Consider the following 18,919-nt stretch of genomic DNA (forward strand, 5'->3'; position numbering starts at 1 on the left):
ACGCCCGCCGGCCCAGTTCTCTTCACGCCCAGGAATCCAGCATGCTCGGCTCTCTCCTCATCGGCCTCCGCGAAGGCCTCGAAGCGGCGCTCGTCGTCGGCATCCTCATCGCCTACGCGCGGCGAATCCACCGCCCGGACATCGTGCGCCGCATCTGGCTCGGCGTCGCCTTCGCCGTGGTCGCGTCCCTCATCCTCGGCGCGGTGCTCACGTTCGGCGCGTACGGCCTCTCCTTCCAAGCCCAGGAGATCATCGGCGGCACGCTCTCGCTCGTCGCCGTCGCCATGGTCACGTGGATGGTGTTCTGGATGCTTCGCGTCTCGAAGACGCTCAAGCACGACCTCGAGGGGCAGGTCGATCGCCACCTCGGGGGCAGCGGCTGGGGCATCGTCGCGGTCGCGTTCGTCTCCGTCGCACGCGAGGGACTCGAGACCGCGCTCTTCGTCTGGTCGACCACGCGCTCGGGCGACGGCTGGGTGCTCGGCTTCCTCGGCGCCATCCTCGGCCTCCTCATCGCGGTCGGGCTCGCCTGGGGTCTCTTCCGCGGTGTCGTTCGCATCGACCTCTCCACCTTCTTCACCTGGACCGGCGCCCTCCTCATCGTCTTCGCCGCGGGCATCGTGGCCTACGCGATCCACGACCTGCAGGAAGCGGCGGTGCTGCCCGGACCCTTCACCGCAGCCCCGGAGAGCGCATCCGCCGCCGCCCAGGCCTGGTTCGGGGAGAACGCGTGGGCGTTCCGCATCCCCCAGATCATCCCGCCGGACGGTCTCCTCGGCGCGCTCCTCAAGGGAACACTCGGCTTCACCCCCGAGATGACGAAGCTCGAGATCCTCGCCTACTTCGCGTACCTCATCCCGACCGCCACGCTCTTCGCCATCCGCACCCGCTCCGGCCGGCGGCACGCGACCCCAACCTCACCCCAGCCCGCGGCGACCGCCGCGCTCTAGATACGCGCCCTCGAAGAAGGACACCCATGCACCTCAAGCCACTCGCCGCCGGTCTGCTGTCGGCCGCTGCCCTCGTCTCCCTCACCGGCTGCGTGCCGAACGCGCCGGCCGACCCAGCGTCGTCGCTCGCCGTCTCGAGCACGGATTCGGACTGCACGGTCTCCGGCGCATCAGCCGCCAGCGGGCCCATCACCTTCGACGTCACCAACGAGGGCGAGCGCGTCACCGAGTTCTACCTGCTCGCCGACGACGGCCTCCGTATCGTGGGCGAGGTCGAGAACATCGCCCCCGGTACGAGCCGCCAGCTCTCCGTCGTCGCGCAGCCGGGCAGCTACTTCACGGTCTGCAAGCCGGGCATGATCGGCGAGGGCATCGGGCAGACCGCGTTCGAAGTCACCGGCGAGGCCGTCGAGGTCGCGGCAGACGACCAGGCCGCCTACGACGAGGCCGTCACGAGCTACACCGCTTACCTGCGCAACCAGGTCTCGGAGCTCGTGCCCCTCGTCGAGGACTTCACGACCGCCTACAAGTCCGGCGACGACGCGAAGGCCCGCGAGCTGTTCGCCGCGGCGCGCGTGCCATACGAGCGCATCGAGCCGACCGCCGAGGCGTTCGGCGACCTCGACCCGAAGATCGACTACCGAGAGGTCGATGCCGTCGCCGAGGGCCTCGACTGGACCGGCTTCCACCGCATCGAGAAGGACCTCTGGCAGCCGCAGCCCGGCGACAAGAACTCCGACGACACCGACGCGTTCCTCGACTGGGCGCCGTCCACGCCCGAGGAGCGCACCGCCTACGCGGACCAGCTCGTCGGCGACATCCAGGAGCTCGCCGACCTCGTGAACGGCGAGGAGTTCGAGATCTCGATCGAGGACATCACGAACGGGGCCATCGGCCTGCTCGACGAGGTCGCGACGGGCAAGATCTCCGGTGAAGAGGACTGGTGGTCCGGCACCGACCTCAGCGACTTCAAGGCGAACGTCGAGGGCGCAGAAGTCGCCTTCGGCATCGTCGAGGACGTCGCCCGCGCGAAGGGCGACGACGGGGCAGCGATCGCCGACTCGATCAGCACCGAGTTCACGGCGCTGAACGACCTCCTCGGCAGCTACGGGAGCTACGAAGAGGGCTTCACCACCTACCGCGACCTCACGCCTGACCAGGTCAAGGAGCTCTCCACGCAGGTGGATGCGCTCGCCGAGCCGCTCTCGCAGCTCACGACCACGGTGCTCGGCCTGCAGGCGTAGCCTCTCCGAGACGCACGCCGCCAGTCAGGGTGACGTGGCGTCGCTGAGTGCCCTTCATCACGGCGATGCGACCCCTCGTCACCCTGACTGACGGCACTCTGGTCCGTGCTCGGATTTCCGCTGGAATCCCCCGGGACGGCATCACGTGAACCATCAGCAGAAGGAGCGCCGTGAGCGCAGGTGAAACCGGGCGCGAACCCGACGGCGCGGATGCGCGAGCAGGGAATGTGAGGTCCGGATCGACGGCGGCACCTCGGCCGGCGGCGGGTGCCGGCCCGGCGGGGGACTCCGACCCGGCGGCCTCCGCAAGCGGCGGCCTCTCCCGACGCGGGCTGCTCGGGCTGCTCGGTGCGGGCGCCGCGGGCATCGCCGCCGGCGGTGCAGGTGGCTTCGGTATCGCGGCCGCGACCGGGGCCGGTGCCAGCACCCACGCGGGCAGCGGCACACAGTATCCGTTCTCCGGCGAGCACCAGGCCGGCATCGTGACGCCCGCCCAGGACCGACTCCACTTCGCGGCCTTCGACGTGCGCGAGGGCACAACCCGCGAGGAGCTCGTCGAGCTGCTGCAGGACTGGAGCTACGCGTCGTCGCGGCTCGTGCAGGGCCTCGACGTCTCAGCCTCCGGCGCCGTCGGCGGCTCCCCGCTCGCGCCGCCAGACGACACGGGCGAGGCCATGGGACTGCCTCCGTCCGCGCTCACCATCACGGTCGGCTTCGGGCCGACGCTCTTCGTCGACGGCGACGGCGTCGACCGCTTCGGGCTCGCGAGCAGGCAGCCGGCGAAGCTCACACAGCTCCCGCGGTTCTCTGGCGATGCCCTCGACAGCGCACTCTCCGGCGGCGACCTCTGCATCCAGGCCTGCGCCGACGACCCGCAGGTCGCGGTGCACGCCATCCGCAACCTCACGCGCATCGGCTTCGGCCGCGTCATCCTGCGCTGGTCGCAGCTGGGCTTCGGGCGCACCTCGTCGACGTCGACGAGCCAGGCCACACCTCGCAACCTGTTCGGCTTCAAGGACGGCACCGCGAACGTCAAGGCGGAGGAGACGAGCGCGACCGCCGAGCACGTCTGGGTTGCCCCGGGCGACGGCGCCGACTGGCTGGTCGGCGGCTCCTACCTGGTCGCGCGGCGCATCCGCATGATGATCGAATCATGGGACCGAGTGCGTCTCGAGGAGCAGGAGCAGATCATCGGCCGCGACAAACGCGCCGGCGCCCCGCTCAGCGGCGGCGAGGAGTTCACCGAGCCCGACTTCGTGGTCGAGAGCGAGACGACCTTCGGGCAGCCCGCCATCGACGCGAACTCGCACGTCGCCCTCGCCCACCCCGCGAAGAACGCGGGAGCGAGGCTGCTGCGGCGCGGCTACAACTTCGTCGACGGCAACGACGAGCTCGGGCGGCTCAACGCCGGGCTCTTCTTCCTGTCCTACCAGCGGGACCCGCAGCAGTTCATCCGCGTGCAGCAGTCGCTCAGCACCGACCTCCTGAACGAGTACCTCAAGCACACCGGCAGCGGCATCTGGGCGATCCCGCCCGGCGCGCGCGACGGCGGCTACGTGGGGGAGACGCTCTTCGGCTGACCGCGCATACTCCACGCCCAGGCGGCTCATAGGTGCTCCATAGTTGAAAGAGGAGACTGGAGCCATGCCTGCAACCGATCAGTCGAGCTCGCGGCTCGGCCCGAAGCTCACGGCGGCCGACGGGTCCGCCATCCGAGTGCTCGTCGTCGATGACGAGCCCTCGCTCACCGACCTCCTCCGGATGGCGTTGCGCTACGAGGGCTGGGAAGTCCGCACCGCCGCGGATGGCGCGTCTGCGATCAAGGTCGCCCGAGAGTTCAAGCCGCACGCCGCGATCCTCGACATCATGCTCCCCGACACGGACGGGCTCACCCTCCTGCACCGCATCCGCGCCGACGACGAGACGCTGCCCGTGCTCTTCCTCACGGCGAAGGATGCGCTCGCCGACCGCCTCGCCGGACTCACCGCGGGCGGGGACGACTACGTCACCAAGCCCTTCAGCCTCGAGGAGGTCATCGCGCGTGTCCGCGGCCTCGTGCGACGGTCCATGCTCACGCAGGGCGCCGCGAATGATCCCGTGCTCCGCGTCGGAGACCTCAGCCTCGACGAGGAGAGCTACGAGGTTCGCCGAGGTGACGACCTCATCGAGCTCACGGCCACCGAGTTCGAGCTGCTCCGCTTCCTCATGCGCAATCCACGCCGAGTGCTCTCGAAGGCGCAGATCCTCGACCACGTGTGGAGCTACGACTTCGGCGGGCGCGAGACCGTCGTCGAGCTGTACATCTCCTACCTGCGCAAGAAGGTCGACGCCGGCCGGGAGCCCATGATCAGCACGGTGCGCGGCGTGGGGTACATGCTCAAGGCGACGGAATGACCTCGAGAGGGGGCGCGGTCGACGGTTCTGCGGCTCCCGCCTGGGCCCCCGCCCCGCCCTCGCCCGTCGGACAGAGAGGACACGCCGAAGCGGCGGCCACCCCGCAGGGCCGCGCACCGATGACGCTTCGCCGCAGGCTCGTGCTCGGGCTCGTCGCGACGCTCGTCACCGTCACCGCCGTCATCGGCGCCGTGAGCGTCTCACTGCTGCACAACGTGCTCGTCGACCGGCTCGACCAGCAGCTGCTCTCCGCCAGCGACCGGGGGCGCGAGGGCGCATCCGGTCCGGGTGACACGGGCGGGCCGCTGTCGCTCACGCCGAACGCGACCTTCGTGCTGAAGCTGCCCGGCCAGGCCGAGGGCACGGTCGGGGCGGTCATCGACGGCGACGAGGTCATCTCAGCCGGCGCCCTCGACAGCCTCGGCGAGGTCGTCCTCATCTCGCCGAGCACCGCGGAGTCACTCGCGAGCGTGCCCCTGGACGGGCGGGCGCACACGGTCACCGTCGACGGCATCGGCGAGGTGAGGGCGCAGGCGAGCGAAGGGCCCGCCGGGTACGGCGTCGTCATCGCGCTCCCGCTCGGCGACGTCAACGCGACGACCACGACGCTGAGTCTCATGATCGGCCTCATCGGGCTGCTCGGCATCGCGCTCGCCGCGCTGTTCACGTCTCGCTGGATCCGCGCGTCCATGGCCCCACTCGAACGGGTCGAGCACCTCGCGACCAGCATCTCGAAGCTCCCGCTCACCTCGGGCGACGCCGCGCTCGACGTGCGCGTCGACCCGCGTGACGCCGACCCGCGAACCGAGGTCGGGCGCATGGGGCAGGCGTTCAACACGATGCTCGGGCACATCTCCCGTGCCTTCACGGCCAGGGAGGCGAGCGAGGCGAAGATGCGGCAGTTCGTCGCGGATGCGAGCCACGAGCTGCGCACGCCCCTCGCGTCGATCCGCGGCTACTCCGAGCTGACACGCCGCAGCCGCGCCGACCTGCCGGAGGACACGGCGCGCGCGCTCGAGCGCATCGACTCGGAGTCCGTTCGCATGACCGCGCTCGTCGAGGAGCTGCTCCTGCTCGCGCGACTCGACGAGGGCGTGGAGGCCACCCGCGGCAGGGTCGACCTGTCCCTCATCGCCCTCGAGACGGTCGGCGACGCGCACGCGGCCTGGCCCGACCACCACTGGAACCTCGACATCCCAGGCGAGCCGATTGAGGTGGTTGGGGTCGAGGGCCAGCTGCGCCGCGTCGTCTCGAACCTGCTGGCCAACGCGGACGCGCACACGCCGGCTGGCACCAACGTCACGCTGACGCTCGGCGTCGACGGCGGGTTCGCGGTGCTCAGCGTCCTCGACGACGGCCCCGGCATCGACCCCGCCGTGCTCGATCACCTCTTCGAGCGCTTCGTGCGCGGCGACACGTCACGCGCCCGCGGCGAGACGGAGTCGAGCGACATCCCGGTGACCAGGGGGACAGGCCTCGGTCTCTCCATCGTGAAGAGCGTCGTGGATGCGCACGGCGGCGCGATCGCCGTCGACAGCAGGCCCGGTGCCACGCGCTTCACGGTGCGCCTGCCGCAGGGACTCCCGGTCCAGGGCTGAGGGATGCGCGGGCGCTACATGGCGACGGGCGGCCGGCCGGCCGAGCAGTGAGGCGACCCGACGTGTCTCCTGCGCCGAGGGCGGAGTTGTGGTCGTCATTCTCGCGCTTTGGCGACCATAAGTCCGCCCTGGTCCATGCCCGACGAGTCGAGAGCGGAGGTGTGGTTCTCACCCACGCGTCTCGCGACCTCAAGTCCGTTCTGGCGCAAGCCCGCCAAGTCGAGGGCGGAGTTCTGGTCGTCATTCTCGCGTCTTGGTGACCATAAGTCCGCCCTCGGCGGTGTGGCGGGGTGGGGCGCGGGCGTTACACGGCGACGGGCGGCTGGCCGACCCGCTCCGGGGCATCTTGGAACGCCGTCTTCGGCACGAAGCAGAGCGCGACGGCGGCGGCCACGGCCGTCAGCCCGCAGACGGTCCACACGGTGAAGTAGCCCGTGAGGGAGCCGGCCGTGCCCTCGCCCGCGGCTGGGGCGCTCGTCAGCGTGCCGAGCAGGGCGATGCCGAACACGCACGACGCCATGGCCCCGCCCAGCGTCTTCACCGAGTTCGTCAATCCGGTCGCGACGCCCGTCTGGGTCGCCGGGGCTGCGGCCGCCGCCGCGGAGGGAAGCGCCGCGACGAGTGCGCCTGACCCGATGCCCGCGATGACCATGTTGGTGACCGCCTGCACGTATCCGTCGTGGAAGGGCAGGAACAGCAGGTAGCCCGTCGCGACGAGGCCGCTGGCGCCGATGAGCGCGAGGCGGGGCGCCAGGAGCTTCATGACCTGCGCGTAGAGCAGGGCGCCAGCGACCATGGAGAGCACGTACGAGCCGATGAGGATCGACGTCTGGCCAGCGGATGCGCCCAGCCCGTATCCGTACACGCTCGGGTCGGTGCGCGCGAAGGTCGAGAGGGGCGCCTGCGCGCCGAGCACGCTCACGCCGAAGAGGCCGGCCGTCAGGAACACGGGCCAGAGCGCCGAGGACCGGAAGAGGCGCACGTCGATGAGGGGATCGGGTCGGCTGAGCTCGACTCGCGCGAAGACGGCGAGCAGGGCCAGGCCCAGCATCACGATGAGCCAGGAGAAGAGGTCTGCTGGCCCGTTGACGCGCAGCAGGCTGAGGCCGCCGGTGAAGGCGATGAGGGCGAAGCTCAGGAGCAGCAGGCCGGGGTAGTCGAGGCTGCCGCCGACGGGGTTGGGGGCCTCCTTCACCCCGAAGAGGATCACGAAGAAGCAGAGCGCAACCGCGACGGCCGGGATCAGCAGCAGCACGGGCACCGGCAGGGTTTCGGCGAGTGCGCCCGCGCTGAGCGCCCCGGCGATGGCTCCGAGCTGCAGGGCCGCGACGAGCACGCCGGCGGATGTGCGGGTGAGGCGCGCGGAGTTCGGGCGCTCGCGCGTGCGCGACCAGATGAGCGCGATCTCGATCGGCAGCCAGATGACGTAGAAGCCCTGCAGCGCCCAGGCGACGAGGAACATCCAGAACTCCTGCGCGAACACGAGGCCGAATGACGCCAACGCGGTGACCGCCGTGGAGACGAGCAGCACCTTGCGTTGCCCGAGCATGTCGCCGAGCTTCGCGAGCACCGGCACGACCAGGGCCGACAGCATGAGCTGCGCGCCCTCGAGCCAGTTGACGTCGGCGTCGTGGATGCCGAGGTGGCGGGCGATGTCGGTGAGCAGCGGGGTGTAGTACCCCTGCAGGATCCCGCTCGTGAATTCGACGAACGCGAGGAAGCCGACGATGCCGGCGATCGACGCGAAGCCGGCGGAGCGGAGACGGTGCACGGTGGTGCCTTTCCTCGAGCGGGGCTGCGTTGGAGCATCGGGTGCCCGAACTCCGGCCTCTGTGCTGGCCGGGGTGGGGGTGTGTGGTGCGTCGTGCCGGACGGCAGCGGTGTCGTCCGTCGTTCTGGGTGGAATCACTGTACTGCCGCCGACGCGCACCACCTACCAACCGGTCTGCGTCGTCTGGCCGTCAGTTCGAGGAGCCGCCGGGGACAGGCCGTCGGGCGTCGGTCGAGGAGCGCGGGAATCAGAGCGAGCGCAGCAGGGCCTCGTGGAAGAGCTTGCCCGCGCGGAGGCTCGCGATCGAGACGCGCTCGTCGACGCCGTGGATCGACGCGCGCTGTCTCGCATCCATGGCGAGCGGCGCGAAGCGGTAGGTGGCAGGCGCGAAGCGCTGGAAGTGCTTCGCGTCGGTGGCGGCGAGCGTGATGTAGGGCGCGGCGACGGCCTCCGGATAGGCGAGGCGTGCGGCGTCGCGCAGGAGCCCGAACTGCCGGTTGTCCGTCGGGGCGAGCGCAGTCGGCTCGTTCGGGTCAGTGCAGCGGATGCGCACCTGCCGGTCGCGGACCGCCCGCCGCACGTGCCGGAGCGTGGAGGCGACGCTCTCGCCCGGCGCGATGCGGCAGTTGAGGGTCGCGCTCGCGCTCGCGGGGAGTACGTTGTCGGCGGTGCCGCCGTTGAGGCGCGTCGTCGCGAGGGTCGTGCGCACGAGTGCGGCCGCATCGCCGCCGAGACGGGCCAGCGACTGCGCGGCGAGCAGCGGCGCCCGCGTGAAGGACTCGAGGATGACCCTGCCGCGGCCCCGGGCGTGAGGGATGAACGTCGCGAACATCTCGCGGGCCGCCGGAGTCAGCCGAGCGGGGAACGGACTGCGTTCCACCCTCGTCACTGCCCTCGCGATGCGGGCCGTGGGCGTGAGCCCGGAGGGCGCCGACGCGTGCCCCGCGTCTCCGCTCGCCTCCAGGACGACGTTCACCGACCCCTTCTCGCCGACGCCGATCATGGCCGCTGGCACGTCGATGAACGGCAGGGGAGCATCCACGACGGCACCGCCTTCGTCGAGCACCAGCCATGGCGTGAGCCCGCGCTCGCGGAACAGCGCCGCGGCCGCGGTCGCGGCTTCCGAGCCGGTCTCCTCGTCGCCGCCGAACCACAGGTACACGTCGCGTGCGGGCGCGAAGCCTTCGCCGAGCAGTGATTCGACGGCTTCCAGGATCACGCAGAGCGCCCCCTTGTCGTCGAGGGTGCCGCGGCCCCACACGGAGCCGTCGGCGACGGCGCCGTCGAATGGCGGATGCGTCCACCCCTCCGATTCGAAGGCCGGGACGACGTCGAAGTGCGCCATGAGCACCACCGGACCGCCGGGGGTGGCGACGCCGAGCTGGTCGTCGTCGGCCGTCGTCGGCCAGTGGTACAGCACGCCCCGGTCGGTGACGGGTTCCCGTACGAGTCGCTGGTGAACCAGCGGGTACAGCTCCTCGATCAGGGCGAGGAAGTCCTGGAGCGGGGCAGAGTCGCGCTCAGGGACGCCAGTCGAGACCGTCTCCACCCGCACCATGCGCGACAGGCGCTCGGCGATGCCGTGCGTCTCGTCCGGAACCTCGGAGTCGCGGCCCGTCGCCTGGGGAGCAGTCATGGCGTCAGTCTAGGGACGCGTCCCGCCCGGTGCCCTCGACGTCGGCCAGCCAGTGGCCGAGGATGCGGGCGAGCGCGGCCCGGTCGTCTTCGCTCACGCCGGAGAGGAGTCGCTCCTCGTTCTCGAGGTGTCGCGAGTATGCCCGGTCGATGACCTCGAGCCCAGGCGCGGTGAGCTGCACGACGCGGCCCCGCCCATCCGCTTCGCTGACCCGTCTGGAGACGAGGCCCGCGCCTTCGAGTCGGTCGACTCGCTTGGTCATGGCGCCCGTCGTGACCATGGTCGATGCGGCGAGCTCGCTTGGCGTGCGCTCGAATGGCGCGCCGGCCCGCCGCAGGGTGGCGAGCACGTCGAAGTCGCCTTCGCCGAGACCGAACTCTCGGTAGACCCGGGTGAGCTCGTCGGTGAGGTGCAGGCCGATGCGGTGGATGCGCCCGATCACGCCCATGGGGGATGCGTCGAGGTCCGGGCGCTCGCGTGCCCACTCGGCGAGGATCTGGGTGACGCGGTCAGCTGGGGCGGTCATGTCGTCAGTCTAGCTTCCATGGAAGCTAGACTGTCTTCCATGGAAACTAAATGGCGTTGGATGCTCATCACGGCGATCGCACCGATCGCCTGGGGCAGCAACTACTTCGTCATGGGCTCCTTCCTCCCAGCGGACGCGCCGCTCTGGGGTGCCGTGCTGCGCGCGCTGCCGGCCGGGCTCGTCCTCCTCTGCTTCGCCAGGAAGCTGCCCAAGGGCGCGTGGTGGTGGCGCGCCGTCGTGCTCGGCACCATCAACATGAGCGCGTTCTTCGCCCTGGTCTACGTCGCGTCGCAGCTGCTCCCGTCGAGCATCGCGTCGATGATCATGGCGGCGTCGCCCATCGTCATGATGGTCTTCGCGGTCTCCATGCTCGGCGAGCGGTTGCGTGTCCTGCCCGTCCTGGGTGCCGCCACCGGCCTCGCCGGGGTCGTGCTCATGCTCGCGACGGGAGCAGGAGCCATCGACTGGATGGGAGTCGCCGCATCCGTCGCCGCTATGGCGCTCGCCTCGTTCGGCTTCGTCCTGGTGAAGCGGTGGGGGAGTGACGTCGAGCTGCTGCCGCTCACCGCCTGGCAGCTCGTGGGCGGCGGGGTCGTGCTGCTCCCCGTCGCGCTGCTCATCGAGGGGCCGATGCCGAGCTACGACGGGCCCGCGATCGCAGCGCTCGCCTACGTCGGCCTCGTCTCGACGGCCCTCGCGTACCTCGCCTGGTTCGCCGGGCTCAGGAACCTCACGGCAGGGACGACCGGTCTGATCGGACTCCTCAACCCGGTCACGGGTGTCCTCCTCGGAACGCTTGTTGCCGGCGAGGTGCTCACCTGGCAGCAGGGGGTGGGTATGGCGTTGGTGCTGCTCGGGATCCTGCTGGGGCAGTCTGCTCGCCGTCCTCGATCGGAGTAACGTTCTGGCAGCGCTATCACGAGTCTTGATCTAACGTCAGACGTATGATGTAATCGCACCACCCCGAGATGCGGGCAGCAGTCGTCAACGACGTCGACCAGAGAAGGACGCACAATGTTGCAAGATTCGTCCCAGAAGCGCCGAAGCAGGCGCATCGCCACCATCGCGGCAGCTGCTGCATCAGCCCTGCTGCTCGCCGGATGCGCCGGAGGAGCCAGCGGAGAGGTCAACAGCGAGTACGGGTTCGCGACGGCAGAGCAGGAAGCCGACAGCCCCATCATGGTGTGGGTCGACGCGGCCCGCGAACCGGCGATCGCCGCCTTCCAGGAAGCCAACCCCGACGTGCCCATCGAATACGAGGTCTACGACGGCAACGCCGGTGGCAGCGGCACCTTCCAGACGCGCATCGCGCTCATGGACCAGGCGGGCGAAGGATGGCCGGACGTCGTCTTCTCGACGCAGCAGAACGACGCCTCGTGGGCGTCCCAGCCGGCACCGGGTGGCGGGCAGGGCTTCGCAGCTCCCCTCAACAAGGGCTTCTTCGACCAGGAGTTCCTCGACGGCTTCTCCACCGGTGCCCTCGACCCGTCCACGATCGACGACACCGTGTACGGCCTCCGCAATGACCTCGCGCAGGTCGTCACCTACTACAACCAGTCGCTGCTCGACCAGTTCGGCTACGAAGTGCCGACGACGTGGGAGGAATACGGGCAGCTCGGCGAAAAGCTCGCAGCCGAGCACCCGGGCTACATCCTCGGCAGCGTCGGCGACGCCTTCATGCCATACGTCTACTACCAGGGCTCGCAGTCGCCGGTCTTCCAGACCGAGGGCGACACCTTCGTCGCCGACATGGAGTCGGAGAACTCGGTGGAGATCACCAAGATCCTCGACAAGATGATCGCGAACGGCACGATCGTGCAGGACAGCGTGTTCAGCGCCGAGTTCACGTCGAAGTACGCCGACAAGGTCGTCGTCATGCCCGGGCCGGTCTGGTACACGGGCGCCGTCTTCCAGAGCGGACTCCAGGTGCCGGAAGGGCAGCTGGGCGTCGCGGCCCCGCTCGCCTGGGAGGGCGAGGAGATCGCCACAGGCAACGTCGGCGGCGGCATCTGGTACGCCTCCAGCCACACCAAGAACCTCGAAGCAGCCAAGACGTTCCTCGAGTTCGCGGTCAGCGCCCCCGAATTCCAGGTCGAGCTCTCGAGCGGCTACCCGGCGTACTCGTCGGCCGCTGAGGGATGGCTCGGCAAGCTCGCCGACACCGGCTACTTCATCGACGGCTTCGAGCAGCAGATGATCGACGCGGGCGGCAGCATCTGGAGCGGCTGGGCATCGGCGCGCTTCAGCCCCGAGACCGGATGGGCGACGACCGTGATGCCGGCCATCGCCGAGGGCAAGACCATCGAGTCGGTGCTCCCCGCCTGGCAGACCGAAGTGCTCAACGAGGCACAGGTGAACGGGTACACGGTCGCCGAATGACCTCCACGCCGCTCGAATCCGAGACGCGGACTGAACCCGCGGTCGGCGCCGCTCCCCAGAGCGACGCCGACCCGGCAGGACCGAGGAAGCCACGCAAGGCGGGGCGACAGCGCGCCGCCAACCCGCTCGCGAACGAGACCCGCTTCGGGTACATCTTCGTCAGCGGCTACGTGCTGCTGCTCCTCGCCTTCGGCATCGTCCCGACGCTCTACGCGGTCTTCCTCTCGATCACCGAGAACGGCGTCTTCGTCGGCATCGACAACTTCGTCCGCGTCTTCGGCGACTACCGCTTCCTGCCTGCCGTCGGCCACGTCACGCTGTACATCGTCTTCTGGCTGATCAGCCTCATCGTGCTGGTCGTGTTCCTGGCCATCATCGTGCATTCGATCCGCGCGAAGTGGCTGAGCGTCAGCATCCGCTTCCTCTACTACATCCCGGGCGCCATCGCGGGGGCATCGAGCGTCATGCTCTGGCTGTTCCTGCTCGACCCCACCGTCAGCCCCGTCGCCGGCCTCCTGCGTGCGATGGGCTACGACTCGCTCATCCGCACCGTCTCCATCGACAACCTGCCGATCGTCTTCACCGTCATCGCGTTCTGGACCGGCGCCGGCAGCTGGATCGTCATCATGTACGGCGCGCTCAACAACATCAGCAACGAGGTCATCGAAGCGGCGAAGGTCGACGGCGCCAACCCCCTGCAGGTGGCTCTCCACATCCAGCTGCCCATGATGACCAAGTGGATCTCCTACATGGGCATCATGTCGCTCGCCGCGGGGACGCAGCTCTTCGTCGAGCCGCGCGTGCTCTCGCAGGCCAGCCGCGGCGTCGTGCCGGAGGACTACTCGCTCAACCAGCTCGCCTACCTCTACGCGTTCAAGCAGGGCGACTTCTCGGGCTCCGCAGCCATCTCCATCACGCTCCTCGTCGTCGCCCTCGCGCTCTCGACGATCTTCATCCTCAAGGGAAAGCTGTTCGAACGTGACTGACACCGTGATCTCAAGGAACGTCGAGCACCAGGACACCGCGCATCCGCCGACGAAGGCGCTCGCCCGGAAGCTCACACCGGGCGAGTGGATCATGCGCATCGTGCTCGGCGCGGTCATCGCCTCGTTCGTCGTGTTCTTCCTGCTCCCGATCGTGTGGCTCCTCCTCGCCGGCACGAAGGATGCCCGCTCGCTGCTGCTCGAGAACCCCATGTCGTTCGGCTCGTTGGAGCAGCTGGCCGCCAACTGGGAGCAGCTGTTCAGCTTCCAGAACGGCATCTTCCTCACCTGGATCGGGAACTCGGCGCTCTACTCGTTCGGCGCCCTCGTCATCACGCTCATCGTGAGCGTCCCCGCCGGCTACGCCCTCGCGCTCGGCAACTTCAAGGGCCGCAAGGCGCTGCTGCTCGTGACGCTCATCGTCATGCTCATCCCGAACACCGCCCTCGTGCTGCCGATCTTCCTCGAGCTGAGCGCAGTCAAGCTCATCGGATCTCCACTTGCCGTGATCCTGCCGTTCTCGTTCTTCCCGTTCGGCGTGTACCTGACCTACATCTACTTCTCGACGGCGGTGTCCCGAGACCTGCTCGACGCCGCGCGCATCGACGGCGCCAGCGAGCTCCGAGTCTTCGCGCAGGTCGCGATGCCGCTCGCCGCACCCGTCATCGCGCTGGTCGGATTCTTCAGCTTCACCGGCAACTGGAACAACTACTTCCTGCCCTTCCTCATGGTGGGCGGCAAGAACGTGCCGGTGCAGGTCGGCCTCGCGAATCTGCTCTCCAACGTGCCGCAGTTCAACCCGACGACCGCGACGAGCATCGTCATCGAGCTGCCGACGCTCGCCCTCGCGACGCTGCTGTCGGTCGCGCCGATCGTCATCATCTTCCTGTTCTCGCAGCGCTTCCTCGTCGACGGCATGACCGCGGGCGGCACGAAGGGATGAGCACGGGAAGGACCGCGGTCACGCGGCACGGATTCGTGGTCGACGTGCGGCCGGAGAAACGCGAGGAGTACCTGGAGCTGCACCGAGCCGTCTGGCCGCGGGTCGAGGAGGCGATGCGCGAGCAGGGCATCCGCAACTACTCGATCTTCATCATCGACACCACGCTCTTCGGCACCTACGAGTACGTCGGCGACGACTACGAGGCAGACATGGCGCGCGTGCAGCTCGACGAGGAGAGCCAGCGCTGGTGGCGGCTCACGGACCCCTGCCAGACCCCGTTCGGTGAGGCGCGCGACGGTGAGCTGTGGCGGGAGATGGAGCTGGCATGGCACATGGACTGACCCGCGCAGAAGCGCCAGAGAGCGCTCGGCTGAACCGCGACACGGCCAGTGACGCACGCATCCCGATCGACACGCATGTGCACCTCTGGGACCGGTCTGTGGTGCCGCAGACCTGGATCGACCCGGACTCCATGCCGGCCATCAACCGCGAGTTCTCCGGCACGGACCTGACCGCGCAGCTGCGCGAGGTCGGCGTGACCCGCGCCGTGGTCGTGCAGTCCGACCGCACGCTCGTCGAGAACGACTTCCTCCTCGACGAGGCGCTGGAAGCGCACGAGGTGGTCGGCGTCGTCGGCTGGGTGGACCTGCGCGGTGGGGCGGACGGCGTGCGCCTGCAGCTGGATGACCTCGCCAGGCGCCCGGGCGCGTCGAAGCTCGTCGGCATCAGACATCCGGTGCACATCGACGAGGACGAGCGGTGGCTCTCCCGCGACGACGTCGCCGCGGGCCTGGCCGAGCTCGGCACGCGGGGTCTGAGCTTCGATCTCGTGATCAGACCATGGCAGCTCGAGCAGGCCGCACGCCTCGCGCGGCGCGTGCCAGGAACGACCTTCGTGCTCGACCACCTCGGCAAGCCCCCGCTGTCGACGGGCGAGCTCGAGACCTGGCACTCCGGACTGCGGCAGCTCGCGGCGCTGCCGAACGTGGCCGCGAAGATCTCCGGTCTCACGATCGAGGACGACTGGGGCGACTGGTCGCAGTCGGCCGTGGCGCGTGCCATCGACCCGGCGCTCGAGCTGTTCGGCCCGTCGCGTCTCATGTTCGGGTCCGACTGGCCACTCGTCCGGCTCACGCGCGGCGGCTACCGCGACTGGATCGATGCGTACCGATCCGCGACCGCGTCGCTGAGCCCCGCCGAGCAGCGGCAGATCGACGTCGGTACCGCCGACCGGGTGTACGGGATGCGCGGGGTGGGCGCGTGAACGCGGCCAGCGGCTCTCGGACGGCCGGCGACTCCGACGGCTTCAGCCCCGAACCGGCGAGGGATGCATCCGCCGACACCCGCAGAGCTCCGCACAGCCCGGGTCTGCCGCGGCGACGCATCGGCGACTCCGCCGTGCACGTCAGCCGCATCGGGTTCGGTGCCGCCTCGCTCGGCAACCTCTACCGCGAGACGAGCGACGAGGAGGCCGCGGGTGCCGTGACCGCCGCCTGGGATGCCGGCATCCGGTACTTCGACACGGCCCCGCACTACGGACTCGGGCTCTCCGAGCGACGCCTCGGGGCGTCGCTCGCGGCCTACCCGCGCGACGAACTCGTCATCTCCACGAAGGTCGGCCGACTGCTCGTGCCCAATCCGGAACCCTCGGGCCTCGACGACGGCTTCGTCGTGCCCGACACCCTCATGAGGCGCTGGGACTTCAGCCGCGACGGCGTGCTCCGCAGCCTCGAAGGCAGCCTCGAGCGGCTCGGCACCGACCGAATCGACATCGCGTTCGTGCACGACCCCGACGCCTTCAGCGAAGGGGCCGCCCGCGAAGCGCTCGTGACGCTGCGAGAGCTGCGCGACGAGGGAGTCGTCGGCGCGATCGGCGTCGGCACCAACGAGACCAGCCAGCTCGGCTCCCTCTTCGACGAGCGCCTCATCGACGTCGCCATGCTCGCGGGCCGCTACACGCTGCTCGAGCAGCCCGGCCTCGAGAGCGTGCTCGAACCCGCCCGCAGGGCAGGAGCGTCCGTCATCGCCGTGGGCGTCTACAACTCGGGCCTCCTCTCGACGCCGCGGCCGGGCCCGGACGCCGTCTACAACTACCTGCCAGCCCCGCCCGCCGCGCTCGAACGGGTGCACCGCATCGCGGACATCTGCGAGCGACACGGCGTGACACTGCCGCACGCGGCCCTCGCGTTCCCGCTGCAGCATCCAGCCGTCGCCGGCATCGCCCTCGGGATGCGCACTGCCGGCCAGGTGCGCGACAACCTGCGGCGCGCATCCGTCGCCGTCCCAGATGCGCTGTGGCCGGACCTCGAACGCCACGGCCTCATCGACCCGCGGAGCATCCGCCTCACCGCGTAGCCACGCGCACCCGATTCCACAGCCCGCACCCGCAACCCCACCCGGCGCCGCCGACCGTTCAGCGCCCGCCGCACACCGCCGCACCCCGACCCGACAGCAACCACCAGGAGGAACCACCGTGAGATTCGTTCAGCGCAGAGACGGCGACCGAGTCGTGCCAGGCATCGTCGACGGCGACCGGGTCTACGACCTCGCCGGCGTCGACCAGGTCGACGGCGCGCTGCTCGCCCGCTCGGAAGAGCAGCTCGGCGAGCTCGAGGCGGCAGCCCTCGCGACCGAGGGACGTGACCTCGAAGGCCTCGACCTCGCCGCGCCCATCGCGCGGCCCATGAAGATCGTCTGCATCGGACTCAACTACCGCGACCACGCCGCCGAGACCGGCGCCGCCATCCCAGAAGAGCCCGTCATCTTCATGAAGGACCCATCGACGATCACAGGTCCGTTCGACGTCGTCCGTATCCCCCGCAACTCCGTCAAGACCGACTGGGAAGTCGAGCTCGGCGTCGTCATCGCCCGTGAGGCGCGCTACCTCGCGTCACCCGCCGACGCCGCCAACGTCATCGGCGGCTACGTGCTCTCCCATGACGTGAGCGAACGCGAGTTCCAGCTCGAGCGCGGCGGGCAGTGGGACAAGGGCAAGAGCTGCGAGACCTTCAACCCCCTTGGACCATGGGTCGCGACCCCTGACGAGCTCGGCGACGTGCAGGCACTCGGCCTGCGCCTCAGCGTCAACGGCGTCCAGCGGCAGGACGGCACCACCGCCGACCAGGTCTTCGACGTCAACCACGTCGTCTGGTACCTCAGCCAGTTCATGGTGCTGCAGCCGGGAGACCTCATCAACACGGGCACCCCGGCCGGTGTCGCGCTCGGCATCGAAGGCACCCCCTACCTCCGCGACGGCGACATCGTCGAGCTCTCCATCGACGGTCTCGGCACCGCCAGGCAGCGCTTCGAGGACGCATCGTGAGCGCAACGAGCATCGCGGGCACCCGCGCCCGTTCCCACGCCCGTTCCCACTCCCGGGCCCGCGCCGCGCGTCTCGGGATGGGAAACGCGCTTCGTTCGGGGAAGTTTCCCGCAACGAAGCGACGTTCCCAGCCCGAGGCTGCCGGAACGGGGCCTGCCGACGGCGCGGCAGGTCGAGTCTCGACCTGCACAGGGATCCGCCCATCCGTGCTCGCATCTTTCGGGATGGCTTCCACGCTTCGGGATGGGGTACAAGCCATCCCGAAGCGTGGAACCCATCGCGAGACGTCGAGCCGTGTCGGGATCGCCGCATGAGCGGCGATGAGTTCGGCGGGCGGGTCGCGATCGTCACGGGCGGTGCATCCGGGATCGGGGCGGCCGTCGCCGAAGAGCTCCTCGCGCGCGGCGCCGACGTCGCCGTCTTCGACCTGAACGGGGACTCGGTCGAGGGGCCGGCCTTCGGCGTGAGCGTCGACGTGTCCGACAGGAGATCGGTGGATGCGGGGGTCGCGGCCGTGCTCGAGCGCTTCGGCCGGCTCGACGTCGTCGTCAACTGCGCGGGCATCGGTGCGTTCGGGACCGTCGAGGACTCGAGCGACGAGGACTGGGCGCGCGTGCTCGACGTGAACGTGCAGGGCGTGGCTCGCGTGTGCGCCGCGGCGATGCCCGCGCTTCGCGAGTCGGACGCGGCAGCCATCGTCAACCTCACGTCGATCGCGGCCACCACGGGCATCCAGCAGCGCGCGCTCTACTCGGCCACCAAGGGTGCCGTGCACGCGTTGACGCTCGCGATGGCCGCCGACCACGTGCACGACGGCGTCCGTGTGAACGCCGTCTCGCCAGGCACCACCGATACTCCGTGGGTGCAGCGGATGGTCGCGAACGTCGCCGACCCAGAGGCGGAACGCGCGGCCATGAATGCTCGCCAGCCGACGGGGAGGCTCGTCACGCCTGCCGAGGTCGCGGGCGCCGTGGCGTACCTCGCGTCCCCGCGTTCCGCGTCCACCACCGGCAGCGTGGTCGCCGTCGACGGCGGGTTCGGCGGGCTGCGCGTGAGGCCGGTTCAGGCGTAGCCGATCCGAAGATCCCGGCGCTGCTGCTCCGCAGCCTCCACGGTCGCTGCCAGTCGAATGGCCGTCTGCGGGCCTCGCTGGAGGGCCATTCGACTGGCAGC

At 69.8% G+C, this 18,919-nt stretch carries 17 protein-coding genes; 14 read left to right on the forward strand and 3 right to left on the reverse strand.

Annotated features, from left to right (window positions below):
• Nucleotides 1-41 precede the first annotated feature (41 nt).
• The 5 genes from efeU to F8O03_RS01550 all read left to right on the forward strand — a co-directional run bounded on the left by efeU (nucleotide 42) and on the right by F8O03_RS01550 (nucleotide 6,186).
• On the forward strand, nucleotides 42-950 hold the full coding sequence (gene efeU / locus F8O03_RS01530) for an iron uptake transporter permease EfeU (protein WP_151422083.1): 909 nt from the start codon (nucleotides 42-44) through the stop codon (nucleotides 948-950).
• A 26-nt stretch (nucleotides 951-976) separates the two neighbouring features.
• Nucleotides 977-2,194: an iron uptake system protein EfeO gene (efeO, locus tag F8O03_RS01535; protein WP_151422084.1), complete on the forward strand. Its 1,218-nt coding sequence runs from the start codon at nucleotides 977-979 to the stop codon at nucleotides 2,192-2,194.
• Between the two features lie 227 nt (nucleotides 2,195-2,421).
• Entirely contained in the window at nucleotides 2,422-3,774 is a 1,353-nt protein-coding gene (efeB, locus tag F8O03_RS01540) for an iron uptake transporter deferrochelatase/peroxidase subunit (RefSeq protein WP_151423065.1), read from the forward strand.
• A gap of 64 nt (nucleotides 3,775-3,838) precedes the next feature.
• Nucleotides 3,839-4,588, forward strand: a complete 750-nt coding sequence (locus tag F8O03_RS01545) for a response regulator transcription factor (protein WP_104251667.1) — start codon at nucleotides 3,839-3,841, stop codon at nucleotides 4,586-4,588.
• The gene (locus tag F8O03_RS01550; protein ID WP_151422085.1) at nucleotides 4,585-6,186 is read left to right on the forward strand and encodes a sensor histidine kinase; all 1,602 of its coding nucleotides are present in this window, start codon (nucleotides 4,585-4,587) and stop codon (nucleotides 6,184-6,186) included. Before F8O03_RS01545 ends, F8O03_RS01550 begins: the two co-directional genes overlap by 4 nt.
• Before the next feature lie 304 nt (nucleotides 6,187-6,490).
• On the opposite strand, the gene F8O03_RS01555 is transcribed toward F8O03_RS01550, so the two are convergent.
• The 3 genes from F8O03_RS01555 to F8O03_RS01565 form a co-directional block, all read right to left on the reverse strand.
• Nucleotides 6,491-7,957, reverse strand: a complete 1,467-nt coding sequence (locus F8O03_RS01555) for an MFS transporter (RefSeq protein WP_151422086.1) — start codon at nucleotides 7,955-7,957, stop codon at nucleotides 6,491-6,493.
• Nucleotides 7,958-8,204: 247 nt separating this feature from the next.
• Nucleotides 8,205-9,593, reverse strand: a complete 1,389-nt coding sequence (locus tag F8O03_RS01560; RefSeq protein ID WP_151422087.1) for a M20/M25/M40 family metallo-hydrolase — start codon at nucleotides 9,591-9,593, stop codon at nucleotides 8,205-8,207.
• A 4-nt stretch (nucleotides 9,594-9,597) separates the two neighbouring features.
• A complete protein-coding gene (locus tag F8O03_RS01565; protein ID WP_151422088.1) occupies nucleotides 9,598-10,119 on the reverse strand; it encodes a MarR family winged helix-turn-helix transcriptional regulator in 522 nt (173 codons plus the stop codon).
• A 39-nt stretch (nucleotides 10,120-10,158) separates the two neighbouring features.
• On the opposite strand from F8O03_RS01565, the gene F8O03_RS01570 reads away from it, so the two are divergent.
• The 9 genes from F8O03_RS01570 (at nucleotide 10,159) to F8O03_RS01610 (ending at nucleotide 18,818) form a co-directional block, all read left to right on the forward strand.
• Nucleotides 10,159-11,019 (forward strand): DMT family transporter, encoded by an 861-nt coding sequence (locus F8O03_RS01570; protein WP_151422089.1) that lies wholly within the window; start codon nucleotides 10,159-10,161, stop codon nucleotides 11,017-11,019.
• A gap of 114 nt (nucleotides 11,020-11,133) precedes the next feature.
• Entirely contained in the window at nucleotides 11,134-12,498 is a 1,365-nt protein-coding gene (locus F8O03_RS01575; RefSeq protein ID WP_151422090.1) for an ABC transporter substrate-binding protein, read from the forward strand.
• Nucleotides 12,495-13,484, forward strand: a complete 990-nt coding sequence (locus tag F8O03_RS01580) for a carbohydrate ABC transporter permease (RefSeq protein ID WP_151422091.1) — start codon at nucleotides 12,495-12,497, stop codon at nucleotides 13,482-13,484. Before F8O03_RS01575 ends, F8O03_RS01580 begins: the two co-directional genes overlap by 4 nt.
• Nucleotides 13,477-14,424: a carbohydrate ABC transporter permease gene (locus tag F8O03_RS01585; RefSeq protein WP_244295816.1), complete on the forward strand. Its 948-nt coding sequence runs from the start codon at nucleotides 13,477-13,479 to the stop codon at nucleotides 14,422-14,424. Before F8O03_RS01580 ends, F8O03_RS01585 begins: the two co-directional genes overlap by 8 nt.
• On the forward strand, nucleotides 14,421-14,765 hold the full coding sequence (locus F8O03_RS01590; protein ID WP_151422092.1) for an L-rhamnose mutarotase: 345 nt from the start codon (nucleotides 14,421-14,423) through the stop codon (nucleotides 14,763-14,765). Before F8O03_RS01585 ends, F8O03_RS01590 begins: the two co-directional genes overlap by 4 nt.
• Complete coding sequence (locus tag F8O03_RS01595; protein WP_151422093.1) at nucleotides 14,750-15,688, forward strand: amidohydrolase family protein; 939 nt, start codon at nucleotides 14,750-14,752, stop codon at nucleotides 15,686-15,688. Before F8O03_RS01590 ends, F8O03_RS01595 begins: the two co-directional genes overlap by 16 nt.
• Nucleotides 15,685-16,779 carry an aldo/keto reductase gene (locus tag F8O03_RS01600; RefSeq protein WP_341872785.1) on the forward strand — a complete coding sequence of 365 codons (1,095 nt, stop codon included), beginning with the start codon at nucleotides 15,685-15,687 and terminating at the stop codon, nucleotides 16,777-16,779. Before F8O03_RS01595 ends, F8O03_RS01600 begins: the two co-directional genes overlap by 4 nt.
• A gap of 118 nt (nucleotides 16,780-16,897) precedes the next feature.
• Nucleotides 16,898-17,746, forward strand: coding sequence for a fumarylacetoacetate hydrolase family protein (locus tag F8O03_RS01605; RefSeq protein WP_244295819.1), 849 nt, complete (start codon nucleotides 16,898-16,900; stop codon nucleotides 17,744-17,746).
• A 310-nt stretch (nucleotides 17,747-18,056) separates the two neighbouring features.
• Nucleotides 18,057-18,818, forward strand: coding sequence for an SDR family NAD(P)-dependent oxidoreductase (locus F8O03_RS01610; RefSeq protein ID WP_151422095.1), 762 nt, complete (start codon nucleotides 18,057-18,059; stop codon nucleotides 18,816-18,818).
• The last annotated feature ends 101 nt before the right edge of the window (nucleotides 18,819-18,919 follow it).

It is taken from the genome of Pseudoclavibacter terrae (assembly GCF_008831075.1).
Taxonomy (GTDB): Bacteria; Actinomycetota; Actinomycetes; order Actinomycetales; family Microbacteriaceae; genus Pseudoclavibacter; species Pseudoclavibacter terrae.